Origin of the sequence: Burkholderia reimsis, assembly GCF_003294055.1 — a bacterium.
GTDB classification, from domain to species: domain Bacteria; phylum Pseudomonadota; class Gammaproteobacteria; order Burkholderiales; family Burkholderiaceae; genus Burkholderia; species Burkholderia cepacia.
This window is the reverse complement of sequence record NZ_QMFZ01000018.1, coordinates 58,039-84,643: the sequence shown is the minus strand read 5'-3', so window position 1 is coordinate 84,643 and position 26,605 is coordinate 58,039. Positions and strand designations below refer to the sequence as shown.

Below are 26,605 nucleotides of genomic sequence, written 5' to 3'. Positions count from 1 at the left end.
TTACACTCCGCGCGCTTGCTTGTTGGCGAGCGCGGCTTCGACGAACGACTTGAAGAGGGGGTGACCGTCACGCGGCGTGGACGTGAATTCCGGGTGGAACTGGACGCCGACGAACCACGGGTGCATCGAACGCGGCAGCTCCATCATTTCCGGCAGATCCTCGCTCGGGGTACGGGCGCTGATGATAAGGCCGCCGGCTTCGAGCTGGGGCACGAAGCGGTTATTGACTTCATAACGGTGGCGATGGCGTTCGTTCACGTCCTTGCCATAGATTTCTTCGGCCATCGTGCCCGGCTTGATCGGGCAACGCTGCGAACCGAGGCGCATCGTGCCGCCAAGGTCGGATTCCTCGGTGCGCGTCTCGACCTTGCCGTCGCGGTCATACCATTCGGTGATCAGCGCGACCACGCGTTCCGGCGTGTCCGGCTCGAATTCCGTGCTGTTCGCCTGCTTCAGGCCGACGACGTCGCGTGCGAATTCGATCACCGCGAGCTGCATGCCGAGGCAGATGCCGAGATACGGCACCTTGGCTTCACGCGCATAGCGGATCGCCGCGATCTTGCCTTCCGTGCCGCGACGGCCGAAACCGCCCGGCACCAGCACGGCGTCGAGGTGCTTCAGGCTGTCGACACCGTTCGACTCGATCTCTTCCGAGTCGATGTATTCGATGTTGACCTTGGTCGACGTATGCAGCGATGCGTGGCGCAGCGCCTCGATCAGCGACTTGTACGACTCGGTCAGGTCGACGTACTTGCCGACCATGCCGATCGTCACTTCGTGCTTCGGGTTCTCGAGCTTCTCGACGAGCTCCGACCACATGCTCAGGTCGGCGTCCTTCGGCGACAGCTTCAGTTCCTCGCAGATGATCCGGTCGAGGCCCTGGTCGTGCAGCATCTGCGGAATCTTGTAGATGCTGTCGGCGTCCCACACCGAGATCACGGCGTCTTCCGGCACGTTCGAGAACATCGAGATCTTCTTCGATTCGTCGTCCGGAATGCGGCGGTCCGCACGGCACAGCAGCACGTGCGGCAGGATGCCGATCTCGCGCAGCTTCTGCACGCTGTGCTGGGTCGGCTTCGTCTTCAGCTCGCCGGCCGTCGCGACGTACGGCACCAGCGTCAGGTGCACGAAGCACGCGCTGTTGCGGCCGAGGCGCAGGCTCATCTGGCGCGCGGCTTCAAGGAACGGCAGCGATTCGATATCGCCGACCGTGCCGCCGATCTCGACGATCGCGACATCCGGCTCGCCGCAGGTGGCCGATGCCGCCCCGCGCTCGATGAACGCCTGGATTTCGTTCGTGATGTGCGGAATCACCTGCACGGTCTTGCCGAGATAGTCGCCGCGGCGCTCCTTGCGGATCACCGATTCGTAGATCTGGCCGGTCGTGAAGTTGTTGGCCTTGCGCATCTTCGTGCTGATGAAGCGCTCATAGTGGCCGAGGTCGAGGTCGGTCTCCGCTCCGTCTTCCGTCACGAACACTTCGCCGTGCTGGAACGGGCTCATCGTGCCGGGGTCGACGTTGATGTAGGGATCGAGTTTGAGGAGGGTGACTTTCAGACCGCGCGATTCTAGGATCGCGGCGAGGGAGGCGGCGGCAATACCCTTGCCGAGGGAAGAAACTACGCCGCCGGTGACGAAAACATATTTGGTCATCGCTGAATGCTCGCGGGAAAAACGGATTATACCGTAAAGCCCGCCCTTCTCTCAGCAATTGACTCGATGATCGCGCCCTTTCGCACCGCCCCGCACCAGCCGTGGGCGCCGGGGCGAAGCCCCCCACCGGCCGGCGCAGCCGCATGCACTGGCGGCGCGGCCCGGTCGCCCGGCCCGGGGTCAGGCGCGCTTCGCGAGCGGGGCACCGCCCTGCGACACGTCGCCCTCGGCCGCCCTCAGCGAATTCAGCATCCGCTGCAATGCACGGGCAGTCTCGAGCGGCCGCTCCATCGGGAACAGGTGGCTGCCTTCCAGCCATTCGACGCGGCCGCGCGCCGCGCGGCGCGTCGCATCGAGCCCGACCTGGCGCACCTCGCGCGAACGCGTGCCGGCGAGAAAACCGAGCGGCACCGGCGCGCCGTGCGCGAGCCTCGGGCCGAGCGTGTGCGGCAGCGTCCGGTAGATCAGGTATTCGACCTGCCGGTCGAACGCGAGCGCCCGCTCGCCGTCGGCCCCGGCCTGCGGAATTCCGTAGTCGATGTAGTCGGCCAGCATCCGTTCGTCCCAGCGGGCGAACGCCGGTTTCTCACGAAAGTGCCGCCAGACTTCGTCACGGCTCACCCAGCGCGTGCGCCGGTTGCGCGTCGCGGCCGCCGGCGACAACCGCTCGTCGAGCCCCGCCCACTGGCTCGCACGCAATGCGCCGGCGCGCCAGCCCGCGATGATCGGCGAATCGATCATCACGACGCCGCGCACCCATTGAGGCTTCTTCAGCGCAGCCATCAGCGACAGGTAGCCGCCGAGCGAATGGCCGACGAGCCAGACGGGACGCTCGTAGCGGCTGCCGATGTCGTCGAGCAGTTGCTCGACGAGATGCGGCCAGTCGCGCGTCACCGGGTAGCGGCGGTCGTGGCCGATCCGTTCGATGTAGCGCAGCTCGTAGTCGTCGGCCAGTTCGGCGAAGATCGTGCGGTACGTCGACGCCGGAAAGCCGTTCGCATGCGAGAAATGGAGGATGTCCTTCAAACGCCGATGTCTCCCTTGTCGACCGGAATTGACGCGGCCCTTGCCGCGATCACCGATCCATCCAGTATCGCCGCCGAACGTCGCGATGACGCTCGAAGGCAAACCCGCCGTCGGCCGGCGCGACGTCGAACCGCACGGCGCCGTCGCGATCGGTGCGCGGCAGCGGAATCCCGCGCGCCTCGTAACGTGCGAGAACCGCCCGGTGCGGATGTCCGAAACGATTGCGATAGCCTACAGGAAATACCGCGACGCGCGGCCCGACCGAATCGAGGAAAGGCTCGACCGACGACGTGCGGCTGCCGTGGTGCGGAACGACCAGGATCTGCGCGGCCAGCGTGTCGCGCGCAGTGTCCACGAGTTGGCGTTCGACGGGCGCTTCGATGTCGCCCGTCAGCAGCGCGGACGTCCCGCCCGCGTCGATACGCAGCACGCAGGACTGCCCGTTCGACGAACCCGCGCCCGGACCGCCCGATGGCCAGAGCATCGTGAACACCACGCCGTCCCAGGTCCAGCGCTGCCCGGCCGCGCACGGCAGCCGGTCGGCAACGCCGGCGGCCGTCGCATCGCGCCACAGCCCGCTCGTCGGCGGAATGCCCGCCAGCAGTTGGCGCACGTCGGCAGCCGCATAGACGGCCGGTGCGCCGCCCGCGTGATCGGCGTGCGCGTGACTGAGCACGAGCGAATCGACCACCGCGATGCCTCGCGAGCGCAATGCCGGCACGACGATCCGCGCACCGGCATGCGTCGACTCCGCGCCCGGTCCCGCGTCGAACAGCAAGGTCCGTCGGGCGGTCTCCACCAGCACCGACGCGCCCTGCCCGACGTCGAGCACGGTCAGCCGGAAACCGCCCGGCGGCGGCGCATCGGCTGCCGGCGCGACGAGCGGCAGCCACGTGAGCGGCGCAGCCCAGCGCAGCGGCCAGCCGCGCGGCATCAGCGCCCATGCGACGCCCACGCAGGCCAGCGCCAGCACCGGCCAGTCGGGCATGCGCAACCAGAACACGCCGGCCGGCCAGTCGGCGAGGTATCCCAATAACGTCATCATCGGTTCGAGCGCCGCGTGCGCAAGCCGGAACGCATAGGCGTCGAACGGCGCCGGCAGCGCGATGCCGGCCAGCACGACCGGCGTCACGACCGAGCTGACCCAGGGAATCGCGAACGCATTGCCGAACGGGCCCGACAGCGATATCTGCGCAAACCAGGCGGCCGTCAGCGGCGCGAGGCCGATCGTCACCGCGTACTGCACGCGCGTGGCCTCGGCGATGCGGCGCCCGGCGCGTGCACCCCACGCGCGCAACCGGCTGGACAAGCCGGCCGGGCCGTCGCCTTCGTCACCGTCATCGCCTTCCGCATCGGCCTCGCGCGCGGCGCGCCAGCCGGCAACCGCCAGCAGGATCACAGCAACCGCACCGAACGACAACCAGAACCCGGCCGACAGCACCGCCCACGGATCGGCGAGCAGGACGCCGCCGAGCGCCGCGCACAGCACCGCCGACGTCGGTACGCTGCGTCCGGCCAGATACGCGATGCCGCCGCCCGCGATCATCCACCACGCGCGCTGCGCCGGCACGTTGAAGCCGGCGAGCGCCGCATAACCGGCCGCGGCCACCAGGGCGGCGAGCGCGGCCGCGTACGGCGCCGGCAACACGAGCGGCGCGGCCCGCGCGCGCCACCGCAGACGGCGCCAGACCATCGACACGAGCCCGCCCGCGATCGCGCCGACGAGCCCGACATGGAGGCCGGAGATCGCGACGAGGTGGCTCGTGCCCGTGTTGCGCAGCACACGCCAGTCGTCGTCGCCGATGCCCGACTGGTCGCCGATCGCGAGCGCGGCGACGATGCCGCGATGGCCGGCGTCGCCGCCAAGCGTCTCGCCGATACGCGAGCGCAGCACGTCGCGCAGCCGATCGATCGATGCACGCCATCCCGACGCGCGCGCATCGAGCAATACCGCCCGCCGGGGCGCGCTGACGTAACCGACGGCGCGAATACCCGCGGCAAGCCAGGCCGCCTCGCTGTCGCGCACGCCGGGATTGGATTCCGCATGCGGGCGCTTCAGGCGCACGACGAAACGCCAGCGCTGCGCGGCGCGCAGATCGGGCAGCGCGTCGCGCGTCGCGGCCGCGTCATACGCGCGCCACGACAGACGGATCAACGGCGGGAAACGGGCCAGCCCCGCATCGTTCGACTCGACCGCGAACAGCAGCCGCGCACCGGTGTCGTCGACCACGGGCAGCCCCCGGATCACACCGGTGACGACGATGTCGCGCCCTTCCCATTCGACGGGCAGGCTGTCGCCCAGCCGCCATTCGGCCCGCGCGGCCGCGTAGCCGAATCCGGCGACGCAGGCCGCGAGCGCGCAAAGCATCCATCCGAGCGCGACGGTCATGCGCATACGCCGGCGGCGCACGCACCATGCGCCCAGGATCACGCAGCCCGCGAGCACGGCCGCACCGATCGTCCATGCGAACGCACCCGGCAGCGTCGCCTGCCGCTGCAGTACGACCACGCCGAGCGCGAACGCGATCCACCACACGCGCATCGCCCCTCCTCGTCGATCCGGCGCCGCCATTGCGAATACGGCGCCTTCCGGCAACGATTATGCGGACGAAAGGGCGAGTCGCGGCAGCGCGGCGAGCGCGTTAGCCGAAGTGCATAGGGAGAGCGCGCCGGTGTCGATCCCGCGCAGTTCCGCGAGCACGTCGCCGATGCGCGGCACCTGGTCGGGCGTGTTGCGGGATTTGTATGCCCATTCGGGCGCGATGTCGGGCGCGTCCGTCTCGACGACGATCGCATCGAGCGGCAACTGCGCCGCGAGCCGGCGGATCTGCAGCGCCCGCGTGAACGTCACGTTGCCGCCGAAGCCGAGATGCAGCCCATGCGCGAGATACGCTTCGGCCTGCTGAAAACTGCCGTTGAACGCATGCGCGATGCCGCGCCGCACGCCGAAGCGGCGCAGCCCGGCCAGTACGCGGTCCTGCGATTTGCGCACGTGACACAGCACGGGCAGGTCGAATTCGCGCGCCAGCTTCAGCTGCCCCTGGTAGAAGAACTGCTGCCGCGCGTCGTCGAGCCCCGGCACGAAATAGTCGAGTCCGATCTCGCCGATCGCGACGAAGCGCGGATCGTCGAGGCTCGCCTCGATTTCCATGCGCAACAGGTCGAGATCCTCGTCGCGTGCGCGCGGCGTGTACATCGGATGGATGCCGAGCGCATAGACCGCGCCCGGCGTGCGTTGCGCAAGCTCGCGCACCGTCGTGAAGTTGTCGCGCCCGACGCTCGGAATCACGATGCGCGACACGCCGGCCGCGTGCGCCGCCTGTACGACCGCATCGCGGTCGGCGTCGAACTCGGCGGCATCGAGATGGCAGTGCGTATCGATCCACATGGCGATGTTCCAGCACGCTGGCGCCGCGCCGGGACGAACCCGGCACCGGCCAGCGGCGTTCACTTACACCGGCAACGCCGGCTCCTCGTGCAGCACGCCGTCGCGCAGCCGCATGATGCGGTCGCAGCGCGCGGCGAGATCGGGATCGTGCGTGACGATCACGAAGCTCGTTTCGAGCGTTTCCGACAATTCGAGCATCAGGTTGAACACCGTATCGGCCGTCGTGCCGTCGAGGTTGCCGGTCGGCTCGTCGGCGAGCACGCACGCAGGCTTCGTGACCAGCGCGCGCGCGATCGCGACGCGCTGCCGCTCCCCCCCCGACAGCTCGCCCGGCCGATGCTTCGCCCGCGGCCCGAGACCGACGCGCTCGAGCATCGCCTGGGCCTCGGCACGCGCGGCCTCGGTCGTCATCCGGCGGATGCGCAGCGGCATCGCGACGTTGTCGAGCGCGGTGAACTCGGGCAGCAGGTGATGGAACTGGTAGACGAAACCGAGCGCACGGTTGCGCAATTCGTTGCGCTCGCGCTCGGCGAGTTGCGTGAACGGCTTGCCGAGCAGCGACACCTCGCCCGCGCTCGGCTCGTCGAGCCCGCCCAGCACGTGCAGCAGCGTGCTCTTGCCGGAGCCCGACGCGCCGACGACCGCAAGCTTCTCGCCGCGCCGCACCGTCAGCTCGGTATTGTCGAGCACCTGCACGTTGAAGCCGCCCTGCACGAACGCCTTCGTGATCCCGCGCGCCTGAAGCACGTATTCCTGCATACCTGCCGAATCCTGTCTGTTGTGTTGTCGTGAATCCGCGAATGCGGTCGCGCGATCATTCATAGCGAAGGGCCTCCGCCGGCTTCACCTTCGCGCCGCGCCAGCTCGGGTAGAGCGTCGCGACAGCCGACAGCGCGAACGCGATCAGCCCGATCCGGATCACGTCGCTCGCGACGAGTTCCGACGGCAGCTCGCTGATGAAGTACACGGACGGCGGCAGGAACTGCACACCGAACAGGTGCTCGATCATCGGGATCAGCCACGGGATGCTCCATGCGATCAGGCAGCCGAGCGCGACGCCCGACGCCGTGCCGACGAAGCCGATCGTCACGCCCTGCACGACGAAGATCTTCATGATCGACCCCGGCTGCGCGCCGAGCGTGCGCAGGATCGCGATGTCGGCCTGCTTGTTGGTCACCGTCATCACGAGCGACGACACGAGGTTGAACGCGGCCACCGCGATGATCAGCGTGAGGATGATGAACATCATCCGCTTCTCGATCTGCACGGCCGAGAACCACGTCTTGTTCTGCTGGGTCCAGTCGCGGATGTACAGGCTGCCCGACAGCGTATGCGACAGCTCGACCGCCACGTCCGGCGCCTTCTGCATGTCCTTCAGCCGCAGCCGCACACCGGTCGGCGCGGCCATCCGGAACAGCGCCTCGGCATCGCGGATGTTGATCATCGCGAGCGTGCTGTCGTATTCGTAGTGCCCGGACTCGAACACGCCGACGACCGTGAACTGCTTCAGCCGCGGCATCATGCCGGCCGGCGTGATCGAACCCTCCGGCGCGACGAGCGTCACCTTGTCGCCGACCGTCACGCCGAGGTTGCCGGCAAGCGCATCGCCGAGCACGATGCCGAACTGGCCCGGCACGAGCGCGGCGAGCTGGCCGGCCTTCATGTCCTTGCCGATGTCCGACACCTGCGGCTCGAGCGTCGGCTCGACACCGCGCAGCATCACGCCGCTCACCGCGTCCTGGCGCGTGAGCAGCGCCTGCGCGTCGACGTACGGCGCCGCGCCGATCACCGACGGATTGCGGCGCGCTTCCTGCGCGGTCAGTTGCCAGTCGGGCATCGAGCCCGTCGGCGAGAACACCTCGACGTGCGCGAGCACCGACAGCATGCGGTCGCGCACTTCCTTCTGGAAGCCGTTCATCACCGACAGCACGACGATCAGCGCCGCGACACCGAGCGCGATCCCGAGCATCGACACGAGCGCGATGAAGGAAATGAAGCCGTTACCGGTCGTGCGTTTGCCGGCGCGCGTGTAGCGCCAGCCGATCTGCCATTCGTACGGAAGTTTCAAGCGAATCCTTTCTGCTGGTTACGGCGGGGAGGCGCCCCGCTGCCGGACCGCCGCCCGGTGGCGGGCACCGGCCCGGGCACGGTCGAAAAACGGCCGCCGGACGCGAACGGGCCGTCAGCCGGCCCGATCACGCGCGCAGTTTGCCATACAATGCGCACCATCATGCACGACCGACGCCTCCATTTTCTCGTTCCGTTCGCGCTGCCGTCGGCGGCCGATGCGGCCTCGTCCCTGCACACGCTGGACAGCCCCGCGCTCGAAAAGTTGCTCGCCCGCGCGAGCCTCGTCGAGCGCGTGGCCGGCGAGGACTTCCAGCGCACGCTGCCGCACGAGCGCTGGCTGGCCCGTCAGTTCGGCGCGACCCAGGGCAACGCCGCCGACGAGGCGCCGCTCGCGCCCTACATGCTGCTGGCGGACGGCGGCGATCCGGGCACCCGGGCCTGGGCCTGCGTCGAGCCCGTCCACGTCGAAATCGCGCACGATCACCTGGTGCTCGTCGATCCGGCGGCCCTTGCGCTCGACGACGGCGACGCGGCCGCGCTGCTCGCGGTCGCCCGGCCGCTGATCGAGGAACTCGGCGTACGGCTCGAAGCGCCGAACCCGTCACGCTGGTACCTGTCGAGCGAGCAGCTCGCCCGGCTCGCCGGCGCCGCGCCGCTGCGCGCGAGCGGCCGCAACATCGAAATCTGGCTGCCGCACGAGGCGCATACGGGCGAACGCTCGCGGATGTGGATGAAGCTGCAGAACGAAGTGCAGATGGCCTGGTTCCAGCACCCGGTCAACGAAGCGCGCGAAGCGCGCGGGTTGCCGGCCGTCAACTCGATCTGGTTCCATGCGCAGGGCACGCTGAAATCGGTCGGCCAGCCGTTCGCGCGCGTGCTGTCCGCATCGCCCGCGGCGCTCGGCCTTGCGCGTGCCGCGCGGATCGACGCCTCGGGCGTGCCCGCCGCATTCGGCGCACTGCCCGCTGCCGACGGCGCGACGCTCGTCGAACTGCCGGCGCTGACCACCCCGTTCATCGAGCAGGACTGGGCGCGCTGGCACGACGGACTCGCCGCGCTCGAGCGCGACTGGTTCGCGCCGGCCCTCGCCGCGCTGCGGAACGGCGAACTGGCGGGCGTCGATTTCACGCTGTGCGGCGACACGAGTTCCGTGACGCTGCGTGCGACGCGCTCAGACCTGCGCAAGTTCTGGCGCCGCCGCGCGCTGGCCTCCCTGTTCGAATAACAACAAGCACACCCCGTATGACCCGGATCGTTACCCGCCCCGTCGCGCCCGCCGACGCCGAAGCGCTCGCGCGCCACGGCCTGCATCCCGTGCTCGCGCGCCTGTACGCGTCGCGCGGCGTGCAGTCCCCCGCCGACATCGAGACCGCGCTCGCGCGGCTCGTCCCGCCCACCGAGCTGAAAGGCTGCGCCGACGCGGCGTCGCTGCTCGCCGACGCGATCGCCGACAAGCGGCGCCTGCTCGTCGTCGCCGACTACGACTGCGACGGCGCGACCGCTTGCGCGGTCGCGGTGCGCGGCCTGCGGATGTTCGGCGCGCAGATCGACTACCTGGTGCCGAACCGCTTCGAATACGGCTACGGCCTCACGCCCGAGATCGTCGAACTCGCCGCCGCGCGCAAGCCCGACCTGCTGATCACCGTCGACAACGGGATCGCGAGCGTCGCGGGCGTCGAGGCCGCGAACGCACGCGGCATCGACGTGCTCGTGACCGATCACCACCTGCCCGGCGACGCACTGCCCGCCGCACGCGCGATCGTCAACCCGAACCAGCCGGGCTGCGCGTTCCCGAGCAAGCACCTCGCCGGCGTCGGCGTGATGTTCTACGTGCTGCTCGCGCTGCGCGCCGAGCTGCGCCGCCGCGGCGCCTTTGCAAGCAAGGAAGCCGAGCCGCGCCTCGACGGCCTGCTCGACCTCGTCGCGCTCGGCACCGTCGCCGACGTCGTGCGGCTCGACGGCAACAACCGCGTGCTCGTCGCGCAGGGGCTGCAGCGCATCCGCAACGGCCGCATGCAACCGGGCGTCGCCGCGCTGTTCCGCGCCGCCGCGCGCGAGGCGCGCACGGCATCGGGCTTCGACCTCGGTTTCGGCCTCGGCCCGCGCCTGAACGCCGCCGGGCGGCTCTCCGACATGTCGCTCGGCATCGAGTGCCTGATCACCGACGACATCGGCCGTGCCTGGGACCTGGCGCAGCAGCTCGACGTGATGAACCGCGAGCGCCGCGAGATCGAGGCCGGCATGCAGCAGCAGGCGCTCGCCGATCTCGCCGACGTCGACCCGGCCGACGCGTGCACGATCACCCTCTTCAACCCCGAGTGGCACCAGGGCGTGATCGGCATCGTCGCCGGCCGGCTCAAGGAAAAATTCCACCGCCCGTCGTTCACGTTTGCGCACGCGGACGACGAAGGCAAGCGGGTCAAGGGTTCGGGCCGGTCGATCCCGGGCTTCCACCTGCGCGACGCGCTCGACCTCGTGTCGAAACGCGAACCGGACCTGATCGTCGCGTTCGGCGGCCACGCGATGGCGGCCGGCCTCACGCTCGACACCGAGAACGTGCCGCGCTTCGCCGCCGCGTTCGAGGCGGTCGCGCGCGAATGGCTGTCCGACGACGCGCTCGCCCGCGTGATCGAGACCGACGGCGAACTCGAGGACGCCTACTTCACGCCGCAGTTCGTCGGGCTGCTCGACGAGGCCGTCTGGGGACAAGGTTTTCCGGCCCCGCTTTTCTCGGGCGAATTCGACGTCGTGTCCCAGTCGCTCGTGAAGGAAAAGCACCTGAAACTGCAGCTGGCACGCGGCCGCCAGCGCTTCAACGCGATCTGGTTCAACCACACGGAGCCCCTGCCGGAAAGCGCGCTGGTCGCGTACCGGCTCGTCGCCGACACGTGGAACGGCGTCACGCGCGTCCAGCTGATCGTCGAACACGCGGCCGGCTGAGCGCGGGCCGCCCGGCCCGCGACGCCCGCCGATGCATGCGCGCCGCGCCGGACGGGGCCGCGGTACGCGTGCGAGCACCGTTTGCGTCACCGGGCAACCCTGCCGATCGGCTATAATTCCGCTTTTTTACGAAGCAAGAATAGCGAGCGATCATGGAAGCGGAACGTCTCAACGCGATCGAAAGCTCCCTGCTCGACCTGCGCAATCGCGCGGGCGAGCTCCGGGGGTATCTTTGACTACGACGCCAAAGCTGCGCGTCTGACCGAAGTCAACAAGGAACTCGAAGACCCGAACGTCTGGAACGATTCGAAGAACGCCCAGGCGCTCGGTCGCGAGAAGAAGCTGCTCGAAGGCGTCGTCACGACGCTCACCGCGCTTGATGGCGACCTGCGCGACGCGCTCGACCTGTTCGAGCTGGCCCGCGAGGAAGGCGACGAAGACACCCTCATCGCGTCGGAAGAAGACGCCGCGAAGCTCGAGGCGCGCGTCGGCGACATCGAGTTCCGCCGGATGTTCTCGAACCCGGCCGACCCGAACAACTGCTTCATCGACATCCAGGCCGGCGCCGGCGGTACCGAGGCGTGCGACTGGGCATCGATGCTGCTGCGCCAGTACCTGCGCTACTGCGAGCGCAAGGGCTTCAAGGCCGAAGTGCTCGAAGAGTCCGACGGCGACGTCGCCGGCATCAAGAACGCGACGGTCAAGGTCTCGGGCGAATACGCATACGGCTTCCTGCGCACCGAAACGGGCATCCACCGCCTCGTGCGCAAGTCGCCGTTCGACTCGTCGGGCGGCCGCCACACGTCGTTCTCGTCGGTGTTCGTCTATCCGGAAATCGACGACTCGATCGAAGTCGAGATCAACCCGGCCGACCTGCGCATCGACACGTACCGCGCATCGGGCGCGGGCGGCCAGCACATCAACAAGACCGACTCCGCGGTGCGGATCACGCACATGCCGACCGGTATCGTCGTGCAGTGCCAGAACGACCGCTCGCAGCACCGCAACCGCGCCGAAGCGATGGCAATGCTGAAGTCGCGCCTGTACGAAGTCGAGATGCGCAAGCGCCAGGCCGAACAGGACAAGCTCGAATCGAGCAAGACCGATGTGGGCTGGGGCCATCAGATCCGCTCGTACGTGCTCGACCAGAGCCGCGTGAAGGACCTGCGCACGAACGTCGAAATGAGCAACACGAGAGCCGTCCTCGACGGCGACCTCGACGACTTCATCAGCGCGAGCCTCAAACAGGGCGTGTAAGCGCCGCGGCGCGGCCTGGCCAGGCCGCGCCCCCTTGCCCTTCCCCCGTTTGCGTTGCCGCACCCACTCCGAATTCCGACCATCATGACCGAACCGACCCAAACGCAGCCCGCCGTCACCGCGGACGAAAACCAGATCATCGCGGAGCGCCGCGAGAAGCTGCGCGCCCTGCGCGAGCAAGGCGTCGCCTACCCGAACGATTTCCGGCCCGAGCACCACGCAGCCGACCTGCAGGCGAAATTCGCCGACTCGGACAAGGCCGCGCTCGAAGCGAACCCGGTCGAGGTGTCGGTGGCTGGCCGCATGATGCTCAAGCGCGTGATGGGCAAGGCGAGCTTCGCGACGGTGCAGGACGGGTCGGGCCAGATCCAGTTCTTCGTGACGCCGAACGACGTCGGCGCGGAAACCTACGACGCATTCAAGAAGTGGGACCTGGGCGACATCGTCGCCGCGCGTGGCGTGCTGTTCCGCACCAACAAGGGCGAACTGTCGGTCCAGTGCAAGGAACTGCGCCTGCTGTCGAAGGCATTGCGCCCGCTGCCGGACAAGTTCCACGGCCTGTCCGACCAGGAAATGCGCTACCGCCAGCGCTACGTCGACCTGATCGTCACGCCGGAAACGCGCGACACGTTCCGCGCCCGCACGAAGACGATCGCATCGATCCGCAAGTTCATGGACAACGCCGAGTTCATGGAAGTCGAAACGCCGATGCTGCACCCGATCCCGGGCGGCGCAGCGGCGAAGCCGTTCGTCACGCATCACAATGCGCTCGACATGCAGATGTTCCTGCGCATTGCGCCGGAGCTGTACCTGAAGCGCCTGATCGTCGGCGGCTTCGAACGCGTGTTCGAGATCAACCGTAACTTCCGGAACGAAGGCGTGTCGCCACGTCACAATCCGGAATTCACGATGATGGAGTTCTACGCAGCGTACACCGACTACCGCTGGCTGATGGACTTCACCGAGCAACTGATCCGCCAGGCGGCGATCGATGCGCTCGGCACCGCGACGATCCAGTACCAGGGCCGCGAGCTCGACCTCGCGAAGCCGTTCCATCGCCTGACGATCACGCAGGCGATCCAGAAGTACGCACCGGACTACACCGACGGCCAGCTGTCGGACGACGCGTTCCTGCGCACCGAACTGAAGCGCTTCGGCGTCGACGTGTCGCAGCCGGCGTTCCTGAACGCGGGTACCGGCGCACTGCAGCTCGCGCTGTTCGAGGAAACGGCCGAAGCGCAGCTGTGGGAGCCGACCTTCATCATCGATTACCCGGTCGAAGTGTCGCCGCTCGCACGCGCATCGGATACGGTGCCGGGCATCACCGAGCGTTTCGAGCTGTTCATGACCGGCCGCGAAATCGCGAACGGCTTCTCGGAACTGAACGATCCGGAAGACCAGGCCGCACGCTTCAAGAAGCAGGTCGAGCAGAAGGATGCGGGTGACGAGGAAGCGATGTTCTTCGACGCCGACTACATCCGCGCGCTCGAATACGGGATGCCTCCGACCGGCGGCTGCGGGATCGGCATCGACCGTCTCGTGATGCTGCTGACCGACAGCCCGACGATCCGCGACGTGCTGCTGTTCCCGCATCTGCGCCGCGAAGACTGATCGCCGCGCCCGCGTGTGCGCCGCCCCCTGCGGCGCGCACGCGTCAGCTTTGTAACGACGCGTAAATCCCTTCAGCCGGCGTTCGCCGACTCTCGATCCTCCCCCGTTTTATTCCCCCGTCGCGACGGCCTTCTCCGGGTTTTCCCTGTCATGGTCGCCAGCGCCCCGCTGCAATTCGTTACACCTTGATACGGCGCGCCGCTTGCCGGTGGACGACACTCCGTTTGCGTCACCACGCATGACCACGGGCCCAGAACGAGGCGCAGGAACGCCAAGTCTGCTCGAGCCCGAAGCGTGGGATCAGGCCCGGCGCCGCAGTGCCGATCCGGATCGACATCGGAGAAAAAAAATGGACAACCAGAATCAGACCACGCCGCAAAAGCAACGCCTTCACCCGCTTATCGCCACCGCCGCCGGCGCCGTCATCGTCGCCAGCCTCGCGGCGACGGCTGCGATCACGGGCATCTTCCCGAAGGCCAGCAGCAGCAACGCACAGAACGGCCAGACCCAGGCCGCGCTGATCGCATCGCAGCCGGCCGTCGATACGGCCGCGGCCGCCAGCGCCGCGCTGGCCGCGCAAGCCCAGCAGCAGGCAGCCGAACAGGCCGCCGCGCAGCAGAAGGCGGCCGAACAGAAGGCTGCCATCGCGCAGGCCGAGCCGAAGCCCGCGCCGCGCCCGGCCGCACCGCATCGCCGTCATACGACGGCACCGCAGCCGCCGCAATACGCGCAGCAGCCGTCGGCGCCGGCCCAGACCTACTGCCAGAGCTGCGGCACGGTCGTCGCGATCACGCAGACGCGCACGCCGGGCCAGAGCTCGGGGATCGGCGCCGTGGGCGGCGCTGCAGCCGGCGGCCTGCTCGGCAACCAGTTCGGCCACGGTAACGGCCGCACCGCGATGACGATCATCGGCGCGCTGGGCGGCGGTCTCGCCGGCAACCAGGTTGAAAAGCAGGTGCGCGCGGAAACCGACTATCAGGTGCAAGTGCAGATGGAGAGCGGCGCGACGCGCACGTTCACGTACCACAACCCGCCGCCTTTCGGCCAGGGCCAGCGCGTGCGGATCGAGAACGGCACGCTGGTCGGCGCGTGATCGCCTGATCGCATCGGTGCCCCTGCCCGCGTGTCGTGCGCGGGCAAGCGGCCTGAAAACGAAAACGGCTCGTGAGCGATTGCTCACGAGCCGTTTTTTCATGACCGGCCGTCTGCGCCGTTGCGACGCACGCGGTGTTCAGTCTTCGTCGTCGAAATCCGATTCGTCGATCCAGTGGGCCTGGATCGCTTCGAGGATCTTCTCGCCCGAGTGCTTGGGATCGTCGTCGAAACCGTCGAGTTCGAGCACCCACTGGCGCAGGTCGACGAAGTTGATCCGCTGCGGGTCGATGTCGGGGTGCTTGTCCGCCAGCGCAATGGCTATTTCACGCGAATCGGTCCATTTCATCGCCTGCCTCCGGTTCCTGTCAGTGATTTTCCTTCGCGTGGTTGATCGAGTACTTCGGAATCTCGACCACCAGGTCAGAATCTTCCTTCACGATCGCCTGGCACGACAGGCGCGACGTCGGCTCGAGGCCCCACGCCTTGTCCAGCAGATCGTCCTCGTCCTCCTCGGACGGTGTCAGATCGTTGAAGCCTTCGCGGATCACCACGTGGCACGTCGTGCACGCGCACGACTTCTCGCATGCATGCTCGATCTCGATCCCGTGTTCGAGCAGGTTGTCGCAGATACTCTTGCCGGGCGTCGCGTCGATCACCGCGCCGTCCGGGCACAGTTCGACGTGAGGCAGCACCACCAGTTGAGGCATGTCCGTTCCGTCAGTCAGGGTGCGGCGCCAGGCGCCGCACGGTTCAATATCGCGCGGGCCGTTACCGGCCGATGCGCAGTTCGTGAGTTCAGATCTCGTCGAGCCGGCGGCCCGACAACGCGCGCTTGATGCTCTTGTCCATCCGGCGCGCCGCGAATTCGTCGGTGCCGTCGGCCAGCGCCTTGGTCGCGGTTTCGATCGCGTCCGTGTCGTCGCCCTGCGCGATCGTGCGCAGCGCCGCGGCCAACGCATCGACCTGCGTGCGCTCGTCCGTGTCGAGCAGCTCGCCGTCGGCCGCCAGCGCAGCCTGCGTCGCCTCGAGCATCCGCTCGGCCTCGACCTGCGCTTCGCGCAGCGCGCGGGCGCGCATGTCGATTTCGGCAGTCTTGAAACTGTCCTCGAGCATCTTCGCGATGTCGTCGTCGGCAAGACCGTACGACGGCTTCACGACGACCGACGCCTCGACGCCCGAATGCTGCTCACGCGCGAACACCGACAGCAGCCCGTCCGCATCGACCTGGTAGGTCACGCGAATGCGCGCCGCACCGGCCGTCATCGGCGGAATGCCGCGCAGCTCGAAGCGCGCGAGCGAGCGGCAGTCGGCGACGAGCTCGCGCTCGCCCTGCACGACGTGAATCGCCATCGCGGTCTGGCCGTCCTTGAAGGTCGTGAATTCCTGTGCGCGCGCGATCGGAATCGTCGAGTTGCGCGGGATGATCTTCTCGACGAGGCCGCCCATCGTCTCGACACCGAGCGACAGCGGAATCACGTCGAGCAGCAGCCAATCGTCGCCGGTGCCGCGATTGCCTGCGAGCAGGTCGGCCTGGATCGCCGCGCCGAGCGCGACGACCTGGTCCGGATCGAGGTTCACGAGCGGCGGCTGGCCGAAATACTTCGCGACCGCGTCGCGGATCACCGGCATGCGCGTCGCGCCGCCGACGAGCACGACGCCCTTGATGTCGGCCGGCGTGACCTGCGCGTCGCGCAGCGCCTTGCGGGTCGGCGTGAGCGTGCGCTGCACGAGCGGCTCGACGAGCGACGCGAACGTATCGTGCGAGATCGTCTGCACGAGATGCGCACCACCCGACAGCGTGACGTCGAGCGACGCCTGCGGCGCGGACGACAGCGCTTCCTTCAGCACGCGCACACGGTCGAGCAGCAGGCGCACGTCCTCTGGCGCGAGCGTCTTCGCATCGATGCCGGCCTGCGCGAGCACGTGACCGAACAGCGCGTGGTCGAAATCGTCTCCGCCGAGCGCGGAATCGCCGCCCGCGGCCAGCACTTCGAACACGCCTTTCGTCAGCTTCAGGATCGACAGGTCGAACGTGCCGCCGCCGAGGTCGTACACCGCGTAGAGGCCTTCGGCCCCGTTGTCGAGGCCATAGGCAATCGCCGCGGCGGTCGGTTCGTTCAGCAGGCGCAGCACGTTGAGGCCGGCGAGGCGCGCGGCGTCCTTGGTCGCCTGGCGCTGTGCGTCGTCGAAATACGCGGGCACCGTGATCACCGCGCCGACGAGGTCGTCGCCAAGCGAATCTTCCGCGCGATAGCGCAGCGTCGCGAGAATCTCGGCCGACACTTCGACCGGGCTCTTCACGCCGTCGACGGTGCGGATCTGCACCATGCCCGGCGCGTCGACGAATTCGTACGGCGCGTTCGCCGCGCCTTCGACCTCGGCCTTGCCGCGGCCCATGAAGCGCTTGACCGACACGATCGTGTTGCGCGGATCGGTCGCGGCCTGCTCCTTCGCTTCGTGGCCGATACGCCGGCCGCCCTTCTCGAGATAGCGGACCACCGACGGCAGCAGCACACGGCCCGCTTCGTCCGGCAGCACCTCCGGCACGCTGTTACGCACGGCCGCGACGAGCGAGTTCGTCGTGCCGAGATCGATCCCGACGGCGAGTCGCCGCTGATGCGGCGCCGGCGCCATGCCCGGTTCGGAAATTTGCAGTAAAGCCATCTTGGTTCGTTCGGGCGCTCGGCCCGTTTGCTGCGCGTGCCGCGAGGCACGCGGTTAAGTTTCGAGGCGCTCGATCTGCGCGCCCACTTCCGACGCGACCCGTTCGATGAACATCAGCTGGCGCACGGCCTCGGCGGCCGCCTGATCCGCGCCGCTGTCGAGCAGCGTGCCGAGACGTTCCACACGAATGCGCCGCTCTTCGCGCAACTCGGCGAGCAGCGCGTCGAGCGCGTCGACATTGCGGGCGGCTGCGGCATCCTCGATGCCCTCGCGCCACTCCATCTGCTGCATCAGGAACGCGGGCTCCATCGCGGTGTTGTTTTCCGCACCGATGTCGACACCACGCAGGGACAGCAGATACGACGCGCGCTTCAGCGGATCGCGCAGCGTGCGGTACGCCTCGTTCGCGCGGGTTGCCCATTGCATCGCGATGCGTTTCTGCGCATCGCCGGCCGCCGCGAAGCGGTCCGGATGCACCTGCGTCTGCACCGTCCGATAGGCGGCGTCGAGCGCCGTCTCGTCGAGCGCGAATTGCGCCGGCAGGTGAAACAGGTCGAAGTGGCTGTCTTTCAGCGAGACCATCGTCGCGTTCAATTCCGGTTCGTCGCACGGCAAACGCCGCACATTAAAAAGGCGGCCCGTGCCGCCTCTTGCCCGCATCGCGCGGAGATCCGCGTCACACGCGGAACGATTCGCCGCAACCGCACTCGTCCTTCACGTTCGGGTTGTTGAACTTGAACCCTTCGTTCAGGCCTTCGCGGGCGAAGTCGAGTTCGGTGCCGTCGATGTACGCAAGACTCTTCGGATCGACGATCACCTTCACGCCATGGCTCTCGAACACCTGATCCTCGGGAGCCAGCTCGTCGACATACTCGAGCTTGTACGCGAGCCCCGAGCACCCGGTCGTGCGAACGCCAAGCCGCAGGCCCATACCCTTGCCGCGACGGACGAGGTATTTCTGGACGTGCTGTGCTGCTTTTTCGGTCAGTGTAATTGCCATGATGTCCTTGCCGCGGCGCGCCACCGGGGCCCGCCGCGTTTCCTTCTCTAGCCGCTCGATGCCGCTCAGGCTGCTGCCTGATCGCCTTCCTTGGTGTCGTGGCGCTTCTTGTAGTCGGCCACGGCTGCCTTGATCGCGTCTTCCGCGAGGATCGAGCAGTGAATCTTCACCGGCGGCAGCGCGAGTTCTTCGGCGATCTGCGTGTTCTTGATCGACAGTGCTTCGTCGAGCGTCTTGCCCTTCACCCACTCGGTGACGAGCGAGCTCGACGCGATCGCCGAACCGCAACCGTACGTCTTGAACTTCGCGTCTTCGATCACGCCGTCCGCGCCGACGCGGATCTGCAGCTTCATCACGTCGCCGCAGGCCGGCGCGCCGACCATGCCCGTGCCGACCGTGTCGTCGTCCTTCGCGAACGAACCGACGTTGCGCGGGTTTTCGTAGTGATCCAGAACCTTGTTGCTGTAAGACATGACTCAGACTCCTTGACTCGTTACGTCTGCGTGCGCGAATCCGCCCGCGGGTATGTTCAATCCGGCGCTCAGTGTGCGGCCCATTCGATCGTCGACAGATCGATGCCTTCCTGGTGCATTTCCCAGAGCGGCGACAGTTCGCGCAGTTTCGCGATCTTGCTGTTCAGCAGGTTGATCACGAAGTCGACTTCCTGCTCCGTCGTGAAGCGGCCGACCGTGAAGCGGATCGAGCTGTGCGCCAGCTCGTCGTTGCGGCCGAGCGCACGCAGCACGTACGACGGCTCCAGCGACGCCGACGTGCACGCGGAGCCCGACGACACCGCGACGTCCTTGATCGCCATGATCAGCGACTCGCCTTCGACGAAGTTGAAACTGATGTTGAGGTTGTGCGGGACACGGCGTTCCATGTCGCCGTTCACGTACGTTTCCTCGATCTGCGACAGGCCGCGCAGCAGCTTGTCTCGCAGCATGCGGACGCGCTCGTTTTCCGTCGCCATTTCTTCACGTGCGATGCGGAACGCTTCGCCCATGCCGACGATCTGGTGCGTCGGCAGCGTGCCCGAACGCATCCCGCGCTCGTGGCCGCCGCCGTGCATCTGCGCTTCGATGCGCACACGCGGCTTGCGGCGCACGTACAGCGCGCCGATGCCCTTCGGGCCGTACGTCTTGTGTGCCGAGAACGACATCAGGTCGACCTTCAGCTTCGCGAGATCGATCCCGACCTTGCCGGTCGACTGTGCGGCGTCGACGTGGAACACGATGCCCTTCTCGCGGCAGATTTCGCCGATCGTCTCGATGTCCTGGATTACGCCGATCTCGTTGTTCACGTGCATCACCGACACGAGGATCGTGTCCGGACGCAGCGCGGCCTTGAACACGTCGAGGTCGATCAGGCCGTCATCCTTCACGTCAAGATAGGTGACTTCGAAGCCGTCGCGCTCGAGCTCGCGGCACGTGTCGAGCACGGCCTTGTGCTCGGTCTTCACCGTGACGATGTGCTTGCCCTTGCCCTTGTAGAAGTTCGCGGCACCCTTGATCGCGAGGTTGTCCGACTCCGTTGCGCCGGACGTCCAGATGATCTCGCGCGGATCCGCGTTCACGAGCGCGGCCACCTGTTCGCGTGCTTCCTCGACCGCACGCTCGGCATCCCAGCCGTACGCGTGGCTGCGCGATGCCGGGTTGCCGAACTGCTCGCGCAGGTACGGCACCATCTTGTCGACCACACGCGGGTCGACCGGTGTCGTCGCGCTGTAATCCATGTAGATGGGCAGGTGGAGAGTCTCTTGGGTCATCTGTCGCTCCGGGAATTCTGTGCAGGGACTATGTGCGTTATGGGGGTTGGCGGGCGCCTTCGCGCTCACGAACTCGCGATGTTGAACACCGAATTGGGACCGAGCGGCATCGTGCGCACCGGCTCGGCCGGTGCGGCGACGGGCTCCGGCGTGCGGCGATCGCGCAACACCGCAGGGGCGCCCTCGCGTGCGCGCTGCTGATCGACGAGATCCTGCAGCGACACGGAGTCGAGGTATTCGACCATCTTCTGGTTCAGCGTCGACCACAGCTCGTGCGTCATGCAATGGCCGTCGGGCTGCTTCGAGCCGTCGCACGTGCCTTTGCCGCCGCACTGCGTGGCGTCGAGCGGTTCATCGACCGCGATGATGATGTCGGCAACGGTGACGTCCTGCGCGCGACGCGCGAGGTTGTAGCCGCCGCCCGGGCCGCGCACGGATTCGACGATTTCATGCCTGCGCAGCTTGCCGAACAGCTGTTCGAGATACGAGAGCGAAATCCGCTGGCGCTGGCTGATGCCTGCAAGCGTCACCGGGCCCTGCTCCTGGCGCAGTGCCAAGTCAATCATCGCCGTGACGGCGAAACGGCCTTTGGTGGTGAGTCTCATGGTGTCTAGGGGACTGCAATCTTGACGATTTTGGTCAAGTATAAATATTTGACGTTTTTAGTCAAGTATCCATGTCTTTGAAAGGGTATTCGCAGACCGCTGAATACCGCGCGATCAGCGCTCCGTGCGAGCCCGGAGCGTCTCGAGCAGGCCCGCGCACGCGCGCTCGACCTGGTCGAGCACCTGCTCGAAACCCTGCGCGCCGCCGAAATACGGATCGGCCACTTCGGTTTCAGTCGAATCCGGCGCGAATTCCATCAGCAGGCGCACCTTGTCGACATGCTGCGGCGGACAGCGGCGGCGCAGCTCCGCGAGATTCGCGTCGTCCATCGCGAGCAGCAGGTCGAAGCGCTCGAAATCCGCCGCGCTCACCTGTCGTGCGCGCAGCGCCGACAGGTCGTAGCCGCGGCCGCGAGCGGCCGCCTGCGCACGCGTATCGGGCGGCTCGCCGACATGCCAGTCGCCGGTGCCGGCCGAATCGATCGCGATCCGGTCCGCCAGCGCGGCCGCATCGACCTGATGACGCATCACGCCTTCCGCGGTGGGCGAACGGCAGATGTTGCCGAGACAGACGAAACAGATCGAAACGCGGGTCATCGCACTATCGGAAAGCCGCGGCGAACCGCGCGGGAGAAGAACACGCCATTATACAAAGGCGACCGGAATCGCGCCGCCCGGCAAAGCGACGGCGCCGTGCATTACAGCGCCTTCGGCGCGACGAGCGCGACGTCGCCGGATGCCGCCGGCAGCGGCTTCGCCGCGTCGTCGACCAGCCCGAACGACACCGCACGCGCCAGTTCGGCAGATGCCTGGTGAACTGCGAGCGGGCCACGCGACGGCGCATCGGCCATCGCATGCAGATAGGCAGCCGCAGCCAGCGGAACGACGATTGCCAGCGGCCAGTACATCGATATTGTCTTTTTCATGATGCGGACCTCCTTGACCTCGTACCCCGAAACCCAATTCCGGGGACTACAGACGAGATTCTATAGATCGCATCTATCGAGATAAATATCCAAATAGCGAACGCACTGTTGTCGCCGGATGAACAGTCGTCAGCCGAGATGGCTTTGCGACGCCGCGTACAGTTCGCGGAACGTGCGCCCGGTCGGGGTCGGCATGTCGCGCGTGTCCATCCAGCCGCCCATCATCGGCAGGCGCCGCAGCGTGCCGCCGGCGCCCAGCCGCTCGAGGATGCGCACCGCGAGCTTCGTCGTCAGCGCGTACAGCATCGGCCGCCGCGCGACGAAACCCCATGCAGCGAGCGCCGCCCGCTCGCGCCACGGCCGCAGGTGCCGCTCGACCTGCTTCTCGCGCAGCGTGCGCAACAGGTGCGACAACGGAATCCCGGCCGGGCAGACGCTGTCGCATTCTCCGCAAAGCGTCGCGGCCTGCGGCAGATCCAGCGCGCGATCGAGCCCGACGTAACTCGGCGTCAGCACGGAACCCATCGGCCCCGGGTAGACCCAGCCGTACGCATGGCCGCCGACCTTCTGGTAAACCGGGCAATGGTTCATGCATGCGCCGCAGCGGATGCAACGCAGCATCTCCTGGAACTCGCCGCCGATCAGCCCCGTGCGGCCGCCGTCGACGAGCACCACGTAGTTGTGCTCGGGGCCGTCCTCGTCACCCGGCCCGCGCGGCCCGGTCAGCAGCGAGAAATAGTTCGACGTCTTCTGCCCCGTCGCGGAACGCGGCAGCAGGCGCATCGCGGTCGCGAGATCCTCGAGGGTCGGCAGCACCTTCTCGATGCCCGTCACCGCCACATGCACGCGCGGCATCACCGTGCACATCCCCTCGTTCCCTTCATTCGTCACGATCGCGACCGAACCGGTCTCGGCGATCACGAAGTTGCCGCCGGTCACGCCCATGTCGGCCGACATGAAATGCGGGCGCAGCACCTCGCGCGCCTCCCGCGTCATGTCCGGAATCTCGGTGAGCCGCTCGCGGTGGTGCGTGCGCGCGAACAGGTCAGCGATCTCGTCCTTGTCCTTGTGGACGACGGGCGCGATGATGTGGCTCGGCGGCTCGTTGTCGTTGATCTGCAGGATGTATTCGCCGAGGTCCGTCTCGATCGATTGCACGCCCATTTCCGCGAGCACCGCGTTCAGGCGCATTTCCTCCGACACCATCGACTTGGTCTTGATGACCTTCTTCACGTCGTGACGGCGCGCGATGTCGGCCACGAGCCGCGCGGCGTCCGCCGTCGTCTCGGCGAACAGCACGGTCGTGCCGCGCCGCGTCGCCTCGCGCTCGAAGGCCTCGAGCCACACGTCGAGGTTCTCCAGCGCGCGGTTGCGGCGCGCCTTCAGCGCGGCCCGTGTGGCCGGGAAGTCGATCGCGGTCATCGCGTCGGCACGCGCTGACACGAACTTCGTCGACAGCTTCTTCAGGTTCTGCTGCAGGCGCTGGTCGGCCAGCTTCTGGCCGGCGCGCGCCTTGAAATGCATCGATTGGACTTGCATCGCGGTATCGGGGAAAAGTGAGCGGAACCGGGCGTCAGACGTCGCCCGCCAGCACTTGCGCGACGTGCAGCACGCGCGTGTCGCGGTCGCCGGTGCGGCGCAACCGCCCTTCGATGTTCAGCATGCAGCCGAGATCGCCGAGCACGACGGCGCCCGCGCCCGACGCGCGCACGTTCGCGCACTTTTCGTCCGCGATGGCCGCCGAGATGTCGCCGTACTTCACCGCAAACGTGCCGCCGAAGCCGCAGCAGTGCTCGCAGTCCTTCATCTCGGTAACCGCGATGCCGCGCTGCGCGAGCAGCGCGCGCGGCTGCGCCTTCACGCCGAGTTCGCGCAGGCCCGAGCACGAATCGTGATAGGTGACGGGCCCCGTGAATTCACCCGGCGCGAGCGAGACCTTCGCGACATTCGCCAGGAAATCGGTCAGTTCGTAGACCTTCTGCTGGAACCGCGTGTAGCGCCCCATCAGCTCGGGGTCGTCGCGGAACAGGTCGCCGTAGTGCGCGCGGATCATCCCGCCGCACGAACCCGACGGCGCGACGACGTAATCGAACTGCTCGAACTCGCGCAGCGTCTTTTCCGCGAGATCGCGGGCGAGCGCGCGGTCGCCCGAGTTGTAGGCCGGCTGGCCGCAGCAAGTCTGCGCGGGCGGCACGATCACCTCGTAGCCGGCGTCGCGAATCAGCTTGAGCGCCGAAAAACCGATTTCCGGACGCATCAGATCGACCAGGCAGGTCACGAACAAACCGACTCGCATACGCGCTCCTTCGAGAAAACGGCGCTCATTATCCGCCGTTTGGCCGGCGAGACCAACGCCGGCTCGCGCGCAAGCCCGCACTGCGCGAAACGAGGACTTCCTCGAACGGCGTTCGCTTTTTTCACGATACGAGATACAATCGTTGCAACACCGCTTGCCGCGTCAACCGATTTCTCCCCCGACATGAGCCAACCCACCCCGGATTCCAAAACGTCGATCCAGGTGATCGAACGCATGATGCGGTTGCTGGACGCGCTCGCCGCGCACAGTGACCCCGTGAGCCTGAAGGAACTTGCGCAGCGCACGGAGCTGCACCCGTCTACGGCGCACCGCATCCTCAACGACATGGTGACCTGCCGCCTCGTCGACCGCTCCGATCCCGGCACGTATCGCCTCGGCATGCGGTTGCTGGAGCTCGGCAACCTCGTGAAGGCACGCCTGTCGGTACGCGACGCGGCGCTGATGCCGATGCGCGAGCTGCACCGCCTCACCGGGCAGACCGTGAACCTGTCGGTGCGCCAGGGCGACGAGATCGTCTACATCGAGCGCGCGTATTCGGAGCGCTCGGGGATGCAGGTCGTCCGTGCGATCGGTGGCCGCGCGCCGCTGCACCTCACGTCGGTCGGCAAGCTGTTCCTTGCAGCCGACGAAACGTCGCGCGTGCGTGCCTATGCGACGCGCACGGGGCTGTCCGGCCATACGCAGAACAGCATCACCGACATCGCGAAGCTCGAGCGCGAGCTGACGATCGTCCGCCAGCAATCGTGCGCACGCGACAACGAGGAACTGGAGCTCGGCGTGCGCTGCATCGCGGCCGGCATCTACGACGATTCGGGCAAGCTCGTCGCGGGCCTGTCGCTGTCGGCGCCGGCCGATCGTCTCCAGGATGCGTGGCTCGGCCAGTTGAGCCGTACTGCCCTCACCATTTCGGAATCGCTCGGCTACCGGCCGGCGCCCACGAAGGATGCGGACGGGCTCCAGCGGCAGGCGTAAGCCGCTCCCGCGCGCCCGCAGTAAAAAAGCCCCGCGATTGCGGGGCTTTTTTTCGGCCATCGGCGCGGCGGCGAACCGCCACGCCGCCGTGCGATCAGGTCCCGCCGTTCGGCGTGTTGGCCGCCGTCAGGCGCTCGCCGCCGCCGGCGTCGAGCCAGTTGCGCAGGCGTGCCGCGTCGGCGAATCGCGAATACTTGCCGAACGAATCGAGCAGCACCATCACCATCGGCCGGCCGTGGATCGTCGCCTGCATCACGAGGCATTCGCCCGCTTCGTTGATGAAACCCGTCTTCTGCAGACCGATGTCCCACGAGCCGTTGCCGCGGATCAGCGCGTTCGTGCTGTTGTAGGCGAGATTGCGCTTGCCCGTGTACACCTCGTAGCTGCGATCGGTCGAGAACTGACGGATCATCGGGTACTGGTACGCCGCATTGACCATCTTCACCAGATCGCGCGCGCTCGACACGTTCGAGCTCGACAGGCCGGTCGAATTCTCGAAATGGGTATCGGTCATGCCGAGCGACTTCGCCTTCGCGTTCATCGCGGCGATAAACGCCGGACGACCGCCCGGGTAATAACGCGACAACGCGGCGGCCGCGCGGTTTTCCGACGCCATCAGCGCGATGTGCAGCATGTCTTCACGCGACAGCACCGAGCCGACCGACAGGCGCGAGCCCGTGCCCTTCTCGTAGTCGCGGTCTTCGTCGGTGACTTCGATCTGGTCGGCCATCGGCGCCTTCGAGTCGAGCACGACCATCGCCGTCATCAGCTTCGAGATCGACGCGATCGGCACGACGGCGTGCGAATTCTTGTCGAACAGCGGCTCGCCGGTGTTCTGGTCGACGACGTACGCGACGCTCGAACGCAGCGCGAGTGCGTCCGGCGTATCGTGCAGGCCGAACGCCTGGCCGACGCTCTGCCGGCGCGGCTGGAACGCGACCTTGCGAACCGCGCCGTGATGGCCGGCACGCACGCTGTTCGCCGCGAGCGTCACGCGCTTGCGCGACGCCTTTGCGCGCGGCGCATCGGCCGCGGCGACCTTGGCGGATTTGTCGGAGGTGGCCTTGGCCGACTTCTTCTTCGCGGACGAAGCAGGAGCGACAGCCTTTTTCTTGGCGGCTTGTTGGGTCTTCGCAGTGGCGGCAAAGGCGTCAGCGGGCGTGACGGACGCGGTGGTCGCCAGCAAGGCGACAGCGACCGACACAGCCGTGCCGAGCGTCATGCTCTGCAACAATCTGCGCGGTGAAAACGATTCGGCTTTCATTGGGGTCTGGACAAAGCGGGCGGGAGGTTTCCGCAAGTGTAGTTAAAGCTGA

25 protein-coding genes are annotated in these 26,605 nt (G+C 67.4%); 6 read left to right on the top strand and 19 right to left on the bottom strand.

Annotation, left to right across the window (positions count from 1 at the left end; translation table 11 throughout):
• The 6 genes from DPV79_RS21085 to DPV79_RS21060 form a co-directional block, all read right to left on the bottom strand.
• Entirely contained in the window at positions 1-1,653 is a 1,653-nt protein-coding gene (locus DPV79_RS21085) for a CTP synthase (RefSeq protein WP_043190306.1), read from the bottom strand.
• Between the two features lie 180 nt (positions 1,654-1,833).
• Positions 1,834-2,679 (bottom strand): alpha/beta fold hydrolase, encoded by an 846-nt coding sequence (locus DPV79_RS21080; RefSeq protein WP_113046379.1) that lies wholly within the window; start codon positions 2,677-2,679, stop codon positions 1,834-1,836.
• 49 nt (positions 2,680-2,728) lie between these two features.
• On the bottom strand, positions 2,729-5,221 hold the full coding sequence (locus DPV79_RS21075) for a DNA internalization-related competence protein ComEC/Rec2 (RefSeq protein WP_113046378.1): 2,493 nt from the start codon (positions 5,219-5,221) through the stop codon (positions 2,729-2,731).
• A 57-nt stretch (positions 5,222-5,278) separates the two neighbouring features.
• Positions 5,279-6,067, bottom strand: coding sequence for a TatD family hydrolase (locus DPV79_RS21070; RefSeq protein ID WP_048024070.1), 789 nt, complete (start codon positions 6,065-6,067; stop codon positions 5,279-5,281).
• A gap of 63 nt (positions 6,068-6,130) precedes the next feature.
• Entirely contained in the window at positions 6,131-6,889 is a 759-nt protein-coding gene (lolD, locus tag DPV79_RS21065) for a lipoprotein-releasing ABC transporter ATP-binding protein LolD (protein ID WP_021157683.1), read from the bottom strand.
• Entirely contained in the window at positions 6,882-8,135 is a 1,254-nt protein-coding gene (locus tag DPV79_RS21060) for a lipoprotein-releasing ABC transporter permease subunit (protein ID WP_021157682.1), read from the bottom strand. Before DPV79_RS21060 ends, lolD begins: the two co-directional genes overlap by 8 nt.
• 162 nt (positions 8,136-8,297) lie before the next feature.
• Here DPV79_RS21060 and DPV79_RS21055 point away from each other — a divergent pair, with 162 nt between their 5' ends.
• The 5 genes from DPV79_RS21055 to DPV79_RS21035 all read left to right on the top strand — a co-directional run bounded on the left by DPV79_RS21055 (position 8,298) and on the right by DPV79_RS21035 (position 15,038).
• Positions 8,298-9,362 (top strand): regulator, encoded by a 1,065-nt coding sequence (locus tag DPV79_RS21055; protein WP_113046418.1) that lies wholly within the window; start codon positions 8,298-8,300, stop codon positions 9,360-9,362.
• Positions 9,363-9,379: 17 nt separating this feature from the next.
• Complete coding sequence (gene recJ, locus DPV79_RS21050; RefSeq protein ID WP_021157680.1) at positions 9,380-11,077, top strand: single-stranded-DNA-specific exonuclease RecJ; 1,698 nt, start codon at positions 9,380-9,382, stop codon at positions 11,075-11,077.
• A gap of 152 nt (positions 11,078-11,229) precedes the next feature.
• Positions 11,230-12,334, top strand: a protein-coding gene (prfB, locus tag DPV79_RS21045) for a peptide chain release factor 2 (protein WP_099318679.1) whose coding sequence is annotated in 2 segments (ribosomal slippage) — positions 11,230-11,310 and positions 11,312-12,334 — 1,104 coding nt in all. Because the reading frame shifts where the segments join, the coding sequence is not laid out codon by codon here.
• A gap of 84 nt (positions 12,335-12,418) precedes the next feature.
• Complete coding sequence (lysS, locus tag DPV79_RS21040; protein WP_021157678.1) at positions 12,419-13,945, top strand: lysine--tRNA ligase; 1,527 nt, start codon at positions 12,419-12,421, stop codon at positions 13,943-13,945.
• 349 nt (positions 13,946-14,294) lie between these two features.
• The gene (locus DPV79_RS21035) at positions 14,295-15,038 is read left to right on the top strand and encodes a glycine zipper 2TM domain-containing protein (RefSeq protein ID WP_021157677.1); all 744 of its coding nucleotides are present in this window, start codon (positions 14,295-14,297) and stop codon (positions 15,036-15,038) included.
• Between the two features lie 138 nt (positions 15,039-15,176).
• Here DPV79_RS21035 and iscX read toward each other — a convergent pair whose 3' ends face one another.
• The 12 genes from iscX to DPV79_RS20975 form a co-directional block, all read right to left on the bottom strand.
• A complete protein-coding gene (gene iscX / locus DPV79_RS21030) occupies positions 15,177-15,386 on the bottom strand; it encodes a Fe-S cluster assembly protein IscX (protein WP_021157676.1) in 210 nt (69 codons plus the stop codon).
• 19 nt (positions 15,387-15,405) lie between these two features.
• Positions 15,406-15,747, bottom strand: a complete 342-nt coding sequence (gene fdx / locus DPV79_RS21025) for an ISC system 2Fe-2S type ferredoxin (protein WP_011352558.1) — start codon at positions 15,745-15,747, stop codon at positions 15,406-15,408.
• Between the two features lie 88 nt (positions 15,748-15,835).
• Positions 15,836-17,704, bottom strand: a complete 1,869-nt coding sequence (gene hscA, locus DPV79_RS21020; RefSeq protein WP_113046377.1) for a Fe-S protein assembly chaperone HscA — start codon at positions 17,702-17,704, stop codon at positions 15,836-15,838.
• 54 nt (positions 17,705-17,758) lie between these two features.
• Complete coding sequence (gene hscB / locus DPV79_RS21015; RefSeq protein ID WP_059532860.1) at positions 17,759-18,286, bottom strand: Fe-S protein assembly co-chaperone HscB; 528 nt, start codon at positions 18,284-18,286, stop codon at positions 17,759-17,761.
• A 94-nt stretch (positions 18,287-18,380) separates the two neighbouring features.
• On the bottom strand, positions 18,381-18,704 hold the full coding sequence (iscA, locus tag DPV79_RS21010; protein ID WP_012492710.1) for an iron-sulfur cluster assembly protein IscA: 324 nt from the start codon (positions 18,702-18,704) through the stop codon (positions 18,381-18,383).
• A 65-nt stretch (positions 18,705-18,769) separates the two neighbouring features.
• Positions 18,770-19,177 (bottom strand): Fe-S cluster assembly scaffold IscU, encoded by a 408-nt coding sequence (gene iscU / locus DPV79_RS21005; protein ID WP_006481982.1) that lies wholly within the window; start codon positions 19,175-19,177, stop codon positions 18,770-18,772.
• A gap of 68 nt (positions 19,178-19,245) precedes the next feature.
• Positions 19,246-20,469: an IscS subfamily cysteine desulfurase gene (locus tag DPV79_RS21000; protein ID WP_021157672.1), complete on the bottom strand. Its 1,224-nt coding sequence runs from the start codon at positions 20,467-20,469 to the stop codon at positions 19,246-19,248.
• 65 nt (positions 20,470-20,534) lie between these two features.
• On the bottom strand, positions 20,535-21,074 hold the full coding sequence (iscR, locus tag DPV79_RS20995; protein ID WP_009691731.1) for a Fe-S cluster assembly transcriptional regulator IscR: 540 nt from the start codon (positions 21,072-21,074) through the stop codon (positions 20,535-20,537).
• 114 nt (positions 21,075-21,188) lie between these two features.
• Positions 21,189-21,671, bottom strand: coding sequence for a low molecular weight protein-tyrosine-phosphatase (locus DPV79_RS20990; protein ID WP_113046376.1), 483 nt, complete (start codon positions 21,669-21,671; stop codon positions 21,189-21,191).
• A 101-nt stretch (positions 21,672-21,772) separates the two neighbouring features.
• A complete protein-coding gene (locus tag DPV79_RS20985; protein WP_027786967.1) occupies positions 21,773-22,000 on the bottom strand; it encodes a hypothetical protein in 228 nt (75 codons plus the stop codon).
• A 129-nt stretch (positions 22,001-22,129) separates the two neighbouring features.
• A complete protein-coding gene (locus tag DPV79_RS20980) occupies positions 22,130-23,539 on the bottom strand; it encodes a lactate utilization protein B (protein ID WP_059688893.1) in 1,410 nt (469 codons plus the stop codon).
• A 34-nt stretch (positions 23,540-23,573) separates the two neighbouring features.
• Positions 23,574-24,296 (bottom strand): (Fe-S)-binding protein, encoded by a 723-nt coding sequence (locus tag DPV79_RS20975; RefSeq protein ID WP_021157667.1) that lies wholly within the window; start codon positions 24,294-24,296, stop codon positions 23,574-23,576.
• Positions 24,297-24,479: 183 nt separating this feature from the next.
• On the opposite strand from DPV79_RS20975, the gene DPV79_RS20965 reads away from it, so the two are divergent.
• Positions 24,480-25,289 (top strand): IclR family transcriptional regulator, encoded by an 810-nt coding sequence (locus tag DPV79_RS20965; protein ID WP_027786965.1) that lies wholly within the window; start codon positions 24,480-24,482, stop codon positions 25,287-25,289.
• Between the two features lie 94 nt (positions 25,290-25,383).
• Here DPV79_RS20965 and pbpG read toward each other — a convergent pair whose 3' ends face one another.
• On the bottom strand, positions 25,384-26,553 hold the full coding sequence (pbpG, locus tag DPV79_RS20960; RefSeq protein ID WP_021157665.1) for a D-alanyl-D-alanine endopeptidase: 1,170 nt from the start codon (positions 26,551-26,553) through the stop codon (positions 25,384-25,386).
• Between the last annotated feature and the right edge of the window lie 52 nt (positions 26,554-26,605).